Origin of the sequence: Pseudundibacterium arcticum (assembly GCF_042646465.1) — a bacterium.
GTDB lineage: Bacteria > Pseudomonadota > Gammaproteobacteria > Burkholderiales > Burkholderiaceae_D > Undibacterium_A > Undibacterium_A arcticum.
Genome location: NZ_JBHRTP010000032.1, coordinates 93,457 through 108,561 on the forward strand (window position 1 = coordinate 93,457; position 15,105 = coordinate 108,561).

Genomic DNA, 15,105 nt, shown 5'->3' on the forward strand with positions numbered 1-15,105 from the left:
CCGTGCCCGAAAAAACGATTTCTTAGCCCGCTGCGTCGTCGGCAAACAGCGACATCACCGAATCGCCCTTGGTGATGCGGCGGAAGGTTTCGGCCAGTAGTTCGGCGCAGCTCAGCTGGCGGATCTTGCCGCAGGCCGTGGCTGCTTCCGACAGCGGGATGGTGTCGACTACCACCAGCTCGTCCAGCGGTGATTGGCAAATGCGGTCGATCGCCGGGCCCGATAGTACCGGATGGGTGCAATACGCGATGACTTTCTTGGCGCCGCGCTCCTTGAGCACTTCGGCTGCCTTGCACAGGGTGCCGGCGGTGTCGACCATGTCGTCCATGATCACGCAGTTGCGGCCTTCGACTTCACCGATGATGTTCATCACTTCCGACACGTTTGCTTTCGGACGCCGCTTATCGATGATCGCGAGGTCGCAGTTCAGGCGCTTTGCGAGCGCACGTGCACGCACCACGCCGCCGACGTCGGGCGACACTACCAGCAGGTCCTCGTAATTCTTCTTTTGCAAGTCGCCCAGCAAGATCGGCGATGCGTAAATATTGTCGACCGGGATGTCGAAGAAGCCCTGGATCTGGTCGGCGTGCAAGTCCATGATCAGTACCCGTTCGACGCCGGCTTTCTCCAGCATATTGGCCACCACCTTGGCCGAAATCGCGACCCGCGCCGAGCGCGGGCGACGGTCCTGGCGGGCATAGCCGAAATACGGGATGGCGGCGGTGATGCGGCCGGCCGAGGCGCGCTTCAGGGCATCGACCATCAGGATGATTTCCATCAGGTTGTCATTGGTCGGCGCGCAGGTCGATTGCAGCACGAATACATCCTTGCCGCGCACGTTCTCGTTGATCTCGACCATCACTTCGCCGTCCGAGAACTTCGAAATGTTGGCCTTGCCAAGCGGGATGCCGAGATGGTGGACGACTCCTTCGGCAAGCGCCGGATTTGCGTTACCGGTAAAAACCATCAGGTTTTCGTTCGCCATGGGAGTCCTGGAATGTAGTCGTTAAAAATTTGAAAGCCGCCAGACACTTGACGTCTCGCGTCTTGCGTTGGCGGCTTGCCGATCTGCTTCGATCTTTGTATCGCGCGTGGGTGCCAATCGGGGCTGCTGCGCTCTAGACTTTGCTACTTTATTGAATGGCAGGGGAAGAAGGATTCGAACCTTCGCATGCTGGAATCAAAATCCAGTGCCTTAACCAGCTTGGCGATTCCCCTACGCAACCGGGTGTCTGAATCGTGTCGGACGCTTACTGTTGCGTCACAAACCTGCTACACGACATGCAAACAAATTCTGTGTTGCTTACTTATGTTGCTAACTTACTTTCCTACTGACTATCGAACTACTTGCACTTACTTTCCTGCGATTACAGCAAATGCGCCAGCGGGTGTCGCGTCAGCGCTTTAGCTTTCCAGGCCTGCCAAATGCCGGGCACTTGGTTGAGCACCGCATCGACTGCCTGTTCGTCGGCAAACGCGCAAAACACGCAAGCGCCGGAGCCGGTCATTCTAGCATCACCGTAAGCCTTGAGCCACTCAATCGCGGCGGCCACCGGCGGAAACAGCTGACTGGCGACGACTTGCAGGTCGTTTTTTCCGAAGCCAATTGGCCTACTGGAAAAGTCCGCTATTTTGACGACTTTCGTATCCCTTGTCAAACTTTCTGCGCAAAAAATTGTGGCGGTCGGCACCGCCACGCCCGGTTCGATCACCAGATACCAGCAATCGGGCGTTTCGACCGCTGCCAGATCCTCGCCCACGCCTTCGGCGAATGCGTTCTGGCCGAAGATAAAAAACGGCACATCGGCGCCCAGTTGCAATCCGAGCGCCATCAGCTGGGCCCGCGTCAGGCCGGCTTGCCACAAATGATTCAGCGCGATCAGCGTGGTCGCGGCATCGGACGAGCCGCCGCCCAAGCCGCCGCCCATCGGCAGCCGTTTCTCGATCGCGATGTCGGCGCCGGCGGCAATCTTGCCATGTGTTTGCAGCAGCCGCGCGGCGCGCACGATCAGATCGGACTGTTCCGGCACACCGGCGATCTCGGTGCTGCGACGGATCACGCCGTCATCACGCACCTGGAAGTGCAGCAGGTCGCCGTGATCGATCAGCTGGAACACGGTTTGCAGCAGGTGGTAGCCGTCCGGCCGCCGACCGGTGACATGCAAAAACAGGTTCAGCTTGGCGGGGGCCGGGCAATTGTCGAGAGTGCGCGCGTGCCGGAGATCCTGCGTTGGCATCAGCGCGCCTGCCAGCTATCGATCACGATGCGCATCGAGACTTCGCCGGCTTGCGCCGTGCTGCGCGCCAGATCGATCCGCTTGGGGTGTGTGATCGTTGCGCCGTTGCGGTCGGGTTCGTCCTGCCAGCTGACATAGCGGATGCGCCAGCCGTCGCGGGTGTTGACGCTGTCGTTTTGCGCGCTGGCGATGAAACGCCGACCGTCGACGTTGGTGGCAAAACCCTGTAGCCATTCGCGCAGACCGGCGACCGGCAGCGGCCAGCCAAGAGCATCGGCGGCCAGCGCATCGACATCGGCCGCGGCGCGCGGCGCGCGCCCGGCCTTGGTCAGGGTTGAACTGCGGGGGCCGACTTCGATCGTGGCCATGGTCTGTCCGAGAGGCGACAGCAAGGTGATGCCGGCCCGATCGCCGCTCTGGATCCAGTTGAAGCTGCCGTGCACCGCCTGATCCTTGCCGTCCTGCTGATACAGCACCGACAGCCGGCCGCTCAGGTCGATGTTGTCGCGGTAGGGCCGCGCCGCCAGTTGCTGCATGCCGGGCAGGCCGGTGCGTTGCGCCGGAGCCTGATTGATTGCGGCGCAGGCGCTCAGCAAGACTGGTAGCAGCAAGGCGCTCGCCAGCGGCAGGCGGCGCGCCCGCAATGGTGCGCGCGCGACCAGCGCGAAAGTCCGGACCAGGGCTCGTGTTTTCTTGCCGAAATATTGATTTATGAGGGAGTATGTATTAAAAAATGGCATGCGCCGTAATGATTTATTGGGGTTTAAAAAATACTGGGCCTAGTATATTTTTTGAGGCGGTCGATGCCAAACGGCTGTCGAGGCTTACAACTGCACATTCAGGCGTGCCAGTGTGCTTTTCAGCGCGTCGTTTTTCGGGTCTTTGCTGCGTACTTCGCGCCACAGTTGCTGGGCATCGGTTTTTTGTCCCTCGGCCCACAGCACTTCGCCCAGATGCACCGCGATTTCGGCATCCGGACGCAGCGCATAGGCGCGCCGCAACTGCTGCTCGGCCTGCTTCAAATTGCCCATCCGGAACTGGACCCAGCCCATGCTGTCCATGATGAACGGATCGTCCGGCGCCAGTTTCAGCGCGGTGTCGATCAGTGCGAACGCTTCGGCCAGGCGCAGGTTGCGATCGGCCAGCGCATAGCCGAGCGCGTTATACGCTTGCTGGCTGTTCGGCGCCTGCGCGATGATCTTGCGCAGCGAGGTTTCCATGCTGGCCAGATTGTTGCGCTTCTCCGCCATCATCGCGTAGTCGTACAGCAGGTCGTTGTTGTCGGGAAAGCGCTTGAGGCCGGCTTCCAGCGCCGCGTAGGCTGCCTGCTCGCGCCCCCCGTCGCGCAGGATCATTGAATCGGCCAGCACCACCTGTACCTGGTCGCGAGTCGATTCCGGCTTCAATTCCGCCAGTAACTTTTGCGCGCCGGCGAGGTCGCCGCGCTTCGCGATCAGCTGCGCGCGTTTCAATTGGGCATTGAACCAGGCCGGCTTCTGGCCGTCGGCGTCCTCGATTTTTTCCAGCCATTTCAGTGCGGCAGCGGTGTCGTCACGCTCTTCGGCGATCTGGGCCAGGATCAGAAGCACCTGCGATGGATCGCGCTCGTCGTTTTCACGCGCCGACAGCAGATCCAGGTAGTGCGTGAAATACTGTTCGGCGGCTTTCGGGTTCTTCATCTGCAGCGCCAGGATGCCGAGCGCAAACATCGCTTGCAGGTCCTGCGGCTGGGCCTTGAGCAAGGTCTCGAATTGGCTGCGGGCCTGGGCGTACTGTTTCTGGTCGACCAGCATGCGGGCGTAGGCGAGGCGGACCTCGCGCGCCTTCGGATGGGCCTCGATGAAGGCAGCCACCGATTTCTGCGCCTGCTGCAGGTCCGGTGTGACCTGCGCCAGTGTCAGGATCGCCAGCTCGGAATCGGGCTGAAGGGTAAGCGCGGTATGGGCTTCTTCGGCCGCGCGTGCGTTGTCGCCGGCAGCGGTGGCCGATTGCGCCAGCGCAATATGGGCTTCCGGCGTTGACAGGTAGGGTGCCAGCAACTGCTCGAGCAGCGCAAATGCGGCGGCCTTGTTCTTGGCGCCGGCCAGAATGCGCTGCACCTGGAACATCATCAGGCCGCGCCGCTGCGGGCTGGCTTCCTGCAGCCGCTGCGCCAAGATCGGTTGCGCCTCGTCCAGCTTGTCACTCAGCACGATGAAGCCGAGCAGATACTGGGTCGCTTCTTCCGAATGCGGCGCCAGGTCATGCCACAGCCGAACTGCCGCCAGTGCCTCGGCCGGCTGTTTGGCAGCGAGCGCGATTTCGGCGGCGCGGCGTGCGATGCGCTGGTCGTGCGTGCGCTGCGCCACGTCCAGCATGGTGCTATAGGCGGCCTGCCACTGGCCGCGCTGGTAGGCGAGGTTGGCCGCCATCAGCTTGTACAGAATTTCGCTGGTCAAGGCGTTCGACGGCAGCGCGTCGGCGCCGGCCGATTCTGCCGAGTCTTCTGCTTCCGGTGCGGCCGTGTCAGCGGCCGTATCGGATACCGCCAAGTCCGGCTGTGGCGCGACCGGTTGCGCCGGCCGCTCGGCGCTGGCGCAGGCGGACAACAAGGCCGACACGGTTACAATGAGAAAAAGTTTTTTCAAGGGGAAATCCTGGCGCGTTGGACAAGGCTGACGATTTTCCGATTTTACGCCGAAGCCACGCGCAAGGTTTGCGCTGCGGCTCCAAACCGCCGTTTTTTTGCTTTATTTACAATCCGATACATGTGATTGATACATGTGATTTATTCGAATACCCGAACTATGCAATTTTCCCTGATTCAGCCTGAGTCCACGGTGCGCGATGCCTGAATTGCCAGAAGTCGAAGTCACCCGGCGCGGTGTAGCGCCGCACCTGGAAGGGCGCGTCGTCAGCGCCGTCACGCTGCGTCGTGACGGCTTGCGCTGGCCGTTCCCGGCCGATCTGGCGCAACTATTGAGCGGCCGCACGGTGCGTTCGACCGGCCGCCGCGGCAAATATCTGTTGCTCGAATTCGATCATGGCACGCTGATCATCCATCTCGGCATGTCCGGCCATCTGCGGATCCTGCCAAGCGCGGTACCGCCAAAAAAGCACGACCATTTCGACCTGGTGGTGCAAGGCGCCGCCGGACCGCAGATCCTGCGCATGACCGATCCGCGCCGCTTCGGCGCCGTGCTGTGGCATGCGCGCGAGGACGGCGACATCGAACACCATCTGCTGCTGCGCGGGCTCGGCGTGGAGCCGCTGGGCGACGCATTTTCGGCGCAGCTGCTGTATCGCGAGACGCGCAGGCGCAGCGCATCGATCAAGCAAGTGTTGCTCGCAGGCGACATCGTGGTCGGGGTCGGCAATATCTACGCGTCCGAGAGCCTGTTTCGCGCCGGCATCAATCCGAAAACCCCGGCGCACCGCATCGGCCTTGCGCGCTACGAGAAGCTGGCGCAGGCGATCCGCGTCATTTTGGCCGCCGCGATCGAGCAGGGCGGCAGCACGCTGCGCGATTTCATCGGCGCCGACGGTCAAGCCGGGTATTTCCAGCAGTCATATTTCGTCTATGATCGTAGCGGTCAGGATTGTCGCGTGTGCGGCGCTGCCGTGCGTCAGATCAAGCAGGGGCAGCGCTCTACTTTTTATTGCGTCAATTGTCAGAAATGAAGCCAGGAATGAAGCCAGAACAATTATTTACAGGGTGGGAAAAGTGAGCAATCTGGTCCAACAGTTCCAGCAATACAGCGATTGGCGCCATGGCGTCGTGACGGCGCTTCAACAATATCGCCACTGTATCGGTGCCACCGACCTGGCCGATGCCGCCAGCGACCAGCGGCTGGAACGCGTGCTGGCGCGGCTGGCCGACGACAAGCTGTCAATCGCCTTCGTCGCCGAATTCTCGCGCGGCAAGTCGGAACTGATCAACGCGATCTTCTTCGCCGATTACGGCCAGCGCATCCTGCCGTCTGCGGCCGGCCGCACTACCATGTGCCCGACCGAATTGCTGTACGACGAAACCTTTCCGCCGTGCATCCGTCTGCTGCCGATCGAAACGCGCGCCGCCGCCCAAACTACCAGCGATTTGAAGGCCCACAGCCAGGCCTGGACCGTGATGTCGCTCGACATCTCGTCCGGCGACGGTATGCTGGAAGCGTTCAAGCAGGTCAGCCTGACCAAGCGGGTCTCGATCGAGGAAGCCAAGCGCTACGGTCTGTATGACGAGAGCGATCCCGACGCGTTGATGGCAGTGGACAACATGGGGCAGGTCGAAATTTCACAATGGCGTCACGCGATCGTCAACTTCCCGCATCCGCTGCTGAAGGAGGGGCTGATCATTCTCGATACGCCGGGACTGAATGCAATCGGTACCGAACCGGAACTGACGCTGAACCTGATTCCGAACGCGCACGCGGTGCTGTTCGTGCTGGCTGCCGATACCGGCGTCACCAAGAGCGATATCGAGGTGTGGCGCAACCACATCGGCAGCGGCGCCGGCAGCGGCCGCATGGTGGTGCTCAACAAGATCGACAGCATGTGGGACGAGTTGCGTAGCGAGGCCGAGATCGAGCAGCAGATCGAGCGCCAAGTGGCGACGGTGGCGCAGATGCTGGGCCTGGAGCAGCGTCAGGTGTTCCCGGTGTCGGCGCAAAAAGGCCTGGTCGGCAAGATCAATCGCGACGCCAGGCTGCTGCACAGAAGCCGTTTGCCGAAGCTGGAAACGGCGTTGTCGGACGAGCTGATCCCGGCCAAGAAAGATATCATCCGCACCCAGCTGGCGGCCGACATCGGCGAACTGACCGCATCGAAGCAGGCGCTGATGGCATCGCGCACGCGCAACGTGGTAGAGCAGCTGTTCGAGCTGAAGAGCCTGCGCGGCAAAAACAATAATGTGGTCGAACACATGATGAAGCGGATCGAAATCGAGAAAAAGGAATTCGACGGCAGCCTGATCAAGCTGCAGGGAACGCGCTCGGTGTTCGCCCGCCTGTCGACCGAGGTGTTTACCAGCCTCGGCATGGACATCCTGAAAGAAGACATCAGGAAGACGCGCGATGCGATGAACAAGAGCACGTTCTCGACCGGCCTGCGCGATGCGGTCCGGCAATTCTTCGCACAGAGCCGGCACAACCTCGAATTATCCGATCGCAAGACCGATGAGATCGGCGAGATGATGTCGGTGATGTACCGCAAGTTCTCGACCGAACATGGGCTGGCCGTGTCGACCCCGATGCCGTTCTCGCTCGACAAGTATCACAAGGAGCTGGCGATGATCGAAAGCGTGTATCAGAAGCAATTCACCACGGCGGCGTTGATGACGACCACGCGGGTGATGCTGATGGAAAAATTTTTCGACTCGATCGCATCGCGCGTGAAACACAGCTTCCTGCAGGCCAATCGTGATGTTGAAGCCTGGCTCAAGGTCATTATGGCGCCGCTCGAAGCCCAGATCCGCGCGCACAAGGAGCAGTTGAAGCACCGCATGCAGTCGCTCCAGCGCATCCACCAGGCTACCGACAGCCTGGAAGACAGGATCCAGAGCTTTGAACAAATGCAGGGCGAACTGGAGCGGCAGAAGAAAAACCTGGTCGCGTTCGAAACCAGCCTGAAAGCGGCCATCGCGGGCGAGTCGCCGGCGTTTGCTGCCGATAAAGCGGCTTAGTTCAATCTTGAAACGCATAGTCGGTGCGCGACCATCGCCGCTCGCGCCGGAACAGTTTATCGATCCGGAGTTTTCACGGCAGGTGATCGGCTGGCAGCAGCAACATGGGCGCCACGCGCTGCCGTGGCAAAACACGCGCGATGCGTACCGGATCTGGCTGTCGGAGATCATGTTGCAACAGACCCAGGTCGCGGCCGTGATTCCATATTACCAGCGCTTCCTGCAACGCTGCCCCGATGTCAGCGCACTGGCAGAGGCGCCTTCGGAACACGTGATGGCCTTGTGGAGCGGACTCGGCTACTACACCCGTGCGCGCAATCTGCATAAATGCGCGCAACGGATCGTGGCCGAATATGGTGGCGTGTTTCCGGACGATCCGGCCCTGCTGGCCGAGCTGCCCGGCATCGGCCGTTCCACCGCCGCCGCGATCGCGGCGTTTTCCAGCGGCAGCCGCGCCGCGATCCTGGACGGCAATGTCAAACGGGTGTTTGCGCGGGTATTCGGCATCGACGGCTATCCCGGCGCCAAGCCGGTCGAAGACTTGTTGTGGCAACGGGCCGAGGCGCTGTTGCCGGCACACGGTATCGAAGCCTATACGCAGGGACTGATGGATCTGGGGGCGACGCTCTGCACCCGCAGCAAACCTGTATGCGCGGACTGTCCGCTGGCCGCGCGTTGCGTGGCGCTGGCGACGCAGCGCGTGCATGAACTGCCGCAGCGCAAGCCAAAGAAAGCGATCCCGGAAAAACAGACTGCGATGCTGCTGGTGGTCGACGCTGACCGGGTCCTGCTGGAGCAGCGCCCCGACAGCGGTATCTGGGGCGGCCTGTTGTCGCTGCCCGAGCTCGATGGTCAGCGCCTCAGCGACCGCAACGACGGCAACGATGACAACGATGACAACGACGACGCGCCCGAACTGGCGGCGTTCGGACGCGCCGTCGCGCCGTTTGGCGAGCTGGCCTCGTGCCAGGCATTGCCGGCGTTTTCCCATGTGTTCACGCATTTCAGGCTGCACATCCGGCCCTACCGCATCACCCTGGCGCGCCGGCTCGAGATGGCAGGGCAGACGCGCCACGTCTGGTACCGCATCGACCAGTTGTCACAGGCGCCATTGCCGGCGCCGGTCAGAAAACTGTTGCTGAACACCTTGTCGGTTGCCGACTTGTCATCGGTGCTCGCGCCCGGCTGAGCAGCGCCGCCGGCTTATTGTTCCCACTCCACCCGGTTGCGCCCGAGCTTCTTGGCGCGATACAGCGCGCTATCGGCGCGCTCGATCAGCTGCCCGATCGTTTCTCCGTCCCGGTATTGCGCAACGCCGATCGACACCGAGATGCCTGTTTTGTGAAGGATCGGCTGCAAGTCGAGAAAGCCCGCGTGCACCCGCAGGCGCTCCGCATGCATCACCGCGCCTTTCAATTCTGACCCCAGCAGCAGGTGCATGAACTCGTCGCCGCCGTAGCGGCCGAACACATCGGTGGCGCGGATTGAGTCGTGCGCGACCTTGACGAATTCGCGCAGAATCCGATCGCCGATCTGATGGCCGTTATCGTCGTTGATGATCTTGAAATGATCGATGTCGATCAGGCAGATGCAGAACGGCACCGACTGGGTATCGGCATTGTGTTTTGCCTGTGTCAGTTCGTGATTGAGCCGGTGCCGGTTATAACTGCCGGTCAGTTCATCGCGCACCGCGCGTTCTTGGACATGTTCGAGTTGATCCTGGGTGCTGGCGAGTCTGGCGAGCAAATTGCGGATCTGAATCGCGATCACGATCAGACCGGCGAACAGCAGGCACAGGACAACCCAACGCATCAGGTCATGCTGGAATTCGGTCGCGGATCCTTGCTGATACCCGCGCAGCAGGATCACCAACAGGTAAGCGCTCAACCACCCGACGGCGAGCAGGATATGACGGCGCGTGTCGAGATGGAATATGCCGAACAGGAAGGCCGTCAGCATGAAGGCGTCGAGCGAAATCTCGGTCGAGCGATTCAGGTAGGCGACCAGCAGCATGGTGAAGGTCGCCGCGCAGATGACCGGCAGCGTCAGGGTCGGTTCGCGAAAGCGGCGGTGCAGTCCGGAACGGAACATGCCATAAAACAGGATCATGAAAAACAGCACCAGCGCGCCACCGCTCAGCAGCACGTTGCCGCTGATATTGCCCATCCGATACAACACAAACAGATTCAGCACATACAGCGTAGCAGCCAGCACCGCACAGTGGCCCCGGTTGACACGCAAGCCCTGTCGCTCTTGCCAGTGCGAGAAATGTTGTTTGAGCAGCGCTGGTATGCCAGATCCAAGCTGCTTGCTGATGCGGGCTTGCGCGCTTTTTTCGTTCAGCATATCGGCTAACTACCGGGTAACTATCGGGTGTCAATCCGCTACAGTCGAACCTCGTTCGATGCCGGACATGACTATCGAGTTATCCCGGAAATCGCGGCGACCAATATTGCGCTGGAACAACATTGGCGCAGGTTAAGGCACCATCAGGCGAAAAAATATGATCAGGTGGCGATCAGGACGGGGCACTGCGTGAGTGGAGAACGATGCGGAGAGCGGTCGCCGGCTTTGTTGTTGCGATGCAACAACAGCGGGTCCGCCATCGGTGGGTGATCAGGACAATTCGCGGTGTCGCAATATGACGCGCTCAGTGGCCTGGAAATACTGTGCCAGATGCTCGACCATGTACACCGAGCGATGCTGGCCGCCGGTGCATCCGATCGCGACGGTCAGATAGCTGCGGTTGTCATTCTTGAACGACGGCAGCCATTTTTCGACGAAGCCGCGTATATCGGCCAGCAATTCGCCGGCCTTGGGCTGCGCGTCGAGGAATGTGATGACCGGTGCATCCTTGCCGCTCAGCGGGCGCAGCGTGAGGTCGTAATACGGATTGGGCAACGCGCGCACGTCGAACACCAGATCGGCGTCCAGCGGCACGCCGTGCTTGAACGCAAACGATTCAAAGAACAGGGTCAGCGGCGCGTGTTCGATCTTGACGATTTCCCTGATCCAGCTGCGTAATTTGGAGGCCGGCAGATCGGAGGTGTCGATCACATGGCCGAGCATCTCGATTGCGCTCAGCATTTCACGCTCTTCGCTGATGCATTCGATCAGGGTGCGCCGGCTGGCCGGATTACTGTTGGCCCGAAACGAGTGCGATAGCGGATGGCTGCGTCGTGTTTCGGAGAAGCGCGCCACCAGCGAATGGGTATTGGCAGTCAAGAAAATCACCTTGACGTCGTGCCCCTGGTCGCGCAGCTTGCCGATATCGGTCGGCAAACCGCGCAGCGACGCCGAACTGCGCGAATCGATCGCCACCGCCAAACGCTGCGTATCCTCGCCGATCAGGGTCGCGACCAAGTCGCACAGCAGGCTCGGCGGCAGATTGTCGACGCAATAGTAGCCGGCGTCTTCGAGCACATGCAATGCGACCGATTTGCCGGAGCCGGAGATCCCAGTGAGAAGAATTATGCGCATAGCGATAAATCATACCGCATGCCGCGGGTGAAAGGCGGGTGAAATGGATTACTGCAATTGCTGGCAGCCCAATCGCGCTAGTCGCCACTCATCGCATTGCGCTGGCGCTCGATGAAATCTTCCAGCGTGTTGATGCCACGCAACTGCAGGATGGTATTGCGCACTGCGGCCTCCAGCAGCACCGCGATGTTGCGGCCGGCGGCGACCGGGATCACCACCTTGCGCACCGGCAGGCCAAGCACATCTTCGGTTGGCGCCTGCAGCGGCAGCCGCTCGACATCCTCTTCCAGCGTGCTGCGACGAACCAGATGCACGATCAGCTTCAGCCGCATCTTGCGCCGCACCGCTGTCTCGCCAAAGATCGCGCGGATATCGAGCAGGCCGAGACCGCGCACTTCTAGCAGATTTTGCAGCAGCGGCGGGCAGCGGCCTTCGATCATGTGCGGTGCGATGCGCGAGAACTCGACCGCGTCATCGGCCACCAGGCCGTGGCTGCGCGAAATCAGCTCCAGCCCGAGCTCGCTCTTGCCGAGGCCAGATTCACCGGTGATCAGCACGCCGACGCCAAGCACGTCCATGAATACGCCGTGCATCATGATGTGCTGGGCCAGCTTCTTCGACAGATAGACACGCAGGAAGTCGATCACTTCTGCCGCCTGCAATGGCGTCGAAAACAGCGCGATATTCTTGTCGTCGCAAATCGCGAGGATGTCCGGCGGCGTCTCCAGACTCTCGGCGATGATGAAGGCGGGCGGTTCGCCGGCCACCAGGTCGTGGATGTGGCGGGTGCGCGACTCCTGTGTCAGATGCTGAAAATACTTGATTTCCTGATGGCCGAATACCTGGATCCGGCCCGGATGAATCAGGTTCAGATGGCCAACCTGGTCGGCGGCCGATGCGGTATCGCCTGAAATCAGCCGTTCGCCGCCGGTGAAACCGGCAAACCAGCCGAGTTGCAGCGATACACGGTTGTCGTCGTACAGGCGTTGTATCGTCAGCGTAGTGGTCAGGGGCATGATGGTTCAGCGTGGTTGCGGGCAACCAATATTATGCGCCAGTTGCAGATGCGTTAGGCGTTGTCGCTTGTCCCGGCCGGCAATAACACGCGCAGCAGCGTCGCATTTGCCGGCGACTATGCGGCCGATTGCATGCTCGGTTGCCAGCCGACAATGCGCTGGTGAACCACCGCCGCATCCGTTTCGGTCGCGAGCGTATTGCGAAATGCGTCGTCAGAAAACATTTCGGCGATCTCGGACAGGATTTCCAGATGGTGCTGCGTCACATGATCGGGAATCAGCAGAAACACCAGCAGCGTGACCGGTTCGCCGTCGGGCGACTCGAATGGAATCGGCTCGGCCAGCCGCACAAATGCAGCCAGCGGCGCCTTCAGTCCCTTGATCCGGCCGTGCGGTACCGCCACGCCGTGACCGAGTCCGGTCGAGCCGAGTCGCTCGCGCGCGAACAGATTGTCTGACACGGTCGAACGGGCAATGCCGCAATTGTTTTCGAAGATCAGGCCGGCTTGCTCGAACGCGCGCTTCTTGCTGGAGACTTCCAGGTCGAGTACCACATTGTTCTTCGACAGGAGTTTGGCGAGGTTAGTCATTTTTATTCAGAATTGTGCGGTGCACAAAAGGTGGTTCCGTGCGAATTATAGGCTTCTTTCCGGATAGTGCAACGATTGCCAGGAGCGCAATACGGGACCCCGGAACCCTTCACATCAACAATTTAAAAATACTGCATGGTGTATATCTCATTGCCCTTTCAAGGCGCTCGGAATTAGCCCGGTTGCGTCGAACAATGGCCAATACTCCCTTGTAATATTGAAGTAGAGGAATATTCCATGAAAATATTGTCAAATAATTATCTAATAGAGTTCTGCTTCAAGTCGCAAGCCGTGGTTAAAAAGGCGCCTGCCACGCGCACGCTGTATTTCCGTGTCTGGTCGCGTCGCCAGACGCCTGACGGCGTCGACCAGACCATTCAATCAAAACTAAAACGCGCAAAAAAGAACAGCACATCGCCGTTGTTGCCATCCCTCGACAGGCGCGGCACATAGGTCGCCATCAGCTTCGCGCTGCTGGTGCCGATCGCACCGACCGGCAGCACGGCGGGAAACGGCACGCCACTATACATATCCGCGCGACTGATCATCAGTGCGGTATAGCCGCCGGCAACTTCCAGCCCGCTCCCGAGCAACGGCCAGCTCCACAAGTGCGCGTAACCGGCCATCAGCTGCGGCTTGAAATGCGAATCGGAGAAGCCGAATGCAAACAATGATTCTTCATCGCCGCCGTCGTTGCGCAGCGTCTTGCCGACACCCGCACCCCAGGCGTGCCGCTCGTTCAGCTCGCGTATCCGTTCGGCGGTATACGTGTTGCGACCGTGGTGAATGTAGCCGGACAGATACAGATCGTTCTGGTGGACCGCCGTGATCTGGTCGGCCTTGTCCCGGATCTTCTGCCACCAGTCGCGTGACTCGGCTTGCTGCGCGTTGGCGCGGCCGGGCAGCATTGCCAGTGGGAAAACAAGGAAGGACAGGCACCGGGTGGCGCGCCATAAATGCGCGATAAGGACGTTGCCGCCAGCCGCCGGTGTCGCTGGTGCCGCTGGCATACTTCTGTTATCGAACGAGTATATTGAAATTCCCATGATGAATTGGCGGGAATCCTTGTGTCATTGACTGAGTATGTTGGTGCGTTGGTCTGCGGTGGCATGGTTGTGGTGCCAGACTAGCGCGGGCCCACCATGCGTTTTTTTCCTGCATCTATTCCATGCATTCAAGATAATGCAATAAGTCTTGTCGTCAATTGATCAGGCGCAATAGGCCGTCGCTGGCGACCGGGCCCTTGTTGCGCTGGCGCAGCAAGGCATCAAATCGATGGTTGTTGGGGCGCTCTACTGGCGGGCGTTGCGCAGATTCGACGGTCGCGGTCCGCCGCTGAAATTGCTGCGCCAGGGATTGATATCGAGTCCGCCGCGCCGCGTGTAGCGCGCATAGACTGCCAGCTTGTGCGGCGCGCACTGGCGCAGGATGTCGATAAAAATACGCTCCACGCATTGCTCATGGAACTCGTTGTGATCGCGAAAGCCGATCAGGTATTTAAGCAGGCCTTCCTGATCGATCTGCGGTCCGACGTAGCGGATTTGCACGCTGCCCCAGTCTGGCTGACCGGTCACCAGGCAGTTCGATTTCAACAGATGCGACACCAGCGTTTCTTCCACCGGGGTTTGGTCGTGAGCGGTTTTCAGCAGCGATGAATCCGGCGTGTAGCTATCGACCTCGATATCGAGCCGGTCCAGCAGCAAGCCGTCCAGTTCTCCCATCGCGAGCGTCGCGAAATTGTCCGGCGTGGTCAAGCTAATTTGCACCGGTGCGCCGAAACCGGCGGACAGGTCGGCACGCAGCAATTCCAGCAACGCGTCGACATCCGCCAGCCGGGTCTGGTTGAACGAATTGAGGTACAGCTTGAACGATTTCGACTCGATGATATTCGGTGAATCCGCCGGCACCATCACGCGTGCAATCGCGATCTGCGGCTTGCCGCGCAGGTTCAGCCACGACAGCTCGTAGGCGTTCCACAGGTCAATGCCGAAAAATGGCAGCGTGCCGAGGTCGCCGCCGATGCCGAGCTCGGCGCGCTTGCCCAGGCGCGCGATCGGAAACAGCAGCGACGGCGCGTACTGGCTGACGTAGGTGGAGGGTTTGCCTAACGGCGAATTTTCTGCGGACAT

General features: G+C 60.5%; 13 protein-coding genes and 1 tRNA gene. 3 read left to right on the forward strand and 11 right to left on the reverse strand.

The annotated features are described in order from the left end of the window. Positions 1–22: 22 nt before the first annotated feature. The 5 genes from ACFOFO_RS11300 to ACFOFO_RS11320 form a co-directional block, all read right to left on the reverse strand. Complete coding sequence (locus ACFOFO_RS11300) at positions 23–985, reverse strand: ribose-phosphate pyrophosphokinase (RefSeq protein WP_390331555.1); 963 nt, start codon at positions 983–985, stop codon at positions 23–25. Positions 986–1,141: 156 nt separating this feature from the next. After that, a tRNA-Gln gene (locus ACFOFO_RS11305) sits at positions 1,142–1,218 on the reverse strand. Between the two features lie 149 nt (positions 1,219–1,367). Then, positions 1,368–2,237: a 4-(cytidine 5'-diphospho)-2-C-methyl-D-erythritol kinase gene (gene ispE / locus ACFOFO_RS11310; RefSeq protein WP_390322196.1), complete on the reverse strand. Its 870-nt coding sequence runs from the start codon at positions 2,235–2,237 to the stop codon at positions 1,368–1,370. Next, on the reverse strand, positions 2,237–2,977 hold the full coding sequence (locus ACFOFO_RS11315) for a lipoprotein insertase outer membrane protein LolB (protein WP_390331556.1): 741 nt from the start codon (positions 2,975–2,977) through the stop codon (positions 2,237–2,239). Before ACFOFO_RS11315 ends, ispE begins: the two co-directional genes overlap by 1 nt. A gap of 84 nt (positions 2,978–3,061) precedes the next feature. After that, the gene (locus ACFOFO_RS11320) at positions 3,062–4,864 is read right to left on the reverse strand and encodes a tetratricopeptide repeat protein (RefSeq protein WP_390322198.1); all 1,803 of its coding nucleotides are present in this window, start codon (positions 4,862–4,864) and stop codon (positions 3,062–3,064) included. 199 nt (positions 4,865–5,063) lie between these two features. Between ACFOFO_RS11320 and mutM the strand changes: the two genes are divergently transcribed. From mutM to mutY, 3 genes are read left to right on the forward strand one after another with little or no spacing between them, the layout of a single operon-like run. Continuing rightward, complete coding sequence (mutM, locus tag ACFOFO_RS11325; RefSeq protein ID WP_390322199.1) at positions 5,064–5,897, forward strand: bifunctional DNA-formamidopyrimidine glycosylase/DNA-(apurinic or apyrimidinic site) lyase; 834 nt, start codon at positions 5,064–5,066, stop codon at positions 5,895–5,897. A gap of 43 nt (positions 5,898–5,940) precedes the next feature. Then, entirely contained in the window at positions 5,941–7,890 is a 1,950-nt protein-coding gene (locus ACFOFO_RS11330) for a dynamin family protein (RefSeq protein ID WP_390331557.1), read from the forward strand. Positions 7,891–7,897: 7 nt separating this feature from the next. Continuing rightward, positions 7,898–9,079 (forward strand): A/G-specific adenine glycosylase, encoded by a 1,182-nt coding sequence (gene mutY, locus ACFOFO_RS11335; protein WP_390322200.1) that lies wholly within the window; start codon positions 7,898–7,900, stop codon positions 9,077–9,079. Between the two features lie 14 nt (positions 9,080–9,093). On the opposite strand, the gene ACFOFO_RS11340 is transcribed toward mutY, so the two are convergent. The 6 genes from ACFOFO_RS11340 to queF form a co-directional block, all read right to left on the reverse strand. Further along, complete coding sequence (locus tag ACFOFO_RS11340) at positions 9,094–10,236, reverse strand: GGDEF domain-containing protein (RefSeq protein WP_390322202.1); 1,143 nt, start codon at positions 10,234–10,236, stop codon at positions 9,094–9,096. Positions 10,237–10,506: 270 nt separating this feature from the next. Further along, positions 10,507–11,370, reverse strand: a complete 864-nt coding sequence (gene rapZ, locus ACFOFO_RS11345; RefSeq protein ID WP_390322203.1) for an RNase adapter RapZ — start codon at positions 11,368–11,370, stop codon at positions 10,507–10,509. A gap of 77 nt (positions 11,371–11,447) precedes the next feature. Beyond that, positions 11,448–12,386, reverse strand: coding sequence for an HPr(Ser) kinase/phosphatase (gene hprK / locus ACFOFO_RS11350; protein WP_390322204.1), 939 nt, complete (start codon positions 12,384–12,386; stop codon positions 11,448–11,450). Positions 12,387–12,502: 116 nt separating this feature from the next. Beyond that, positions 12,503–12,976, reverse strand: a complete 474-nt coding sequence (locus ACFOFO_RS11355; RefSeq protein WP_390322205.1) for a PTS sugar transporter subunit IIA — start codon at positions 12,974–12,976, stop codon at positions 12,503–12,505. A gap of 377 nt (positions 12,977–13,353) precedes the next feature. Next, positions 13,354–13,986 (reverse strand): hypothetical protein, encoded by a 633-nt coding sequence (locus ACFOFO_RS11360; RefSeq protein ID WP_390322206.1) that lies wholly within the window; start codon positions 13,984–13,986, stop codon positions 13,354–13,356. 282 nt (positions 13,987–14,268) lie between these two features. Beyond that, positions 14,269–15,105 carry an NADPH-dependent 7-cyano-7-deazaguanine reductase QueF gene (gene queF, locus ACFOFO_RS11365; RefSeq protein WP_390331558.1) on the reverse strand — a complete coding sequence of 279 codons (837 nt, stop codon included), beginning with the start codon at positions 15,103–15,105 and terminating at the stop codon, positions 14,269–14,271.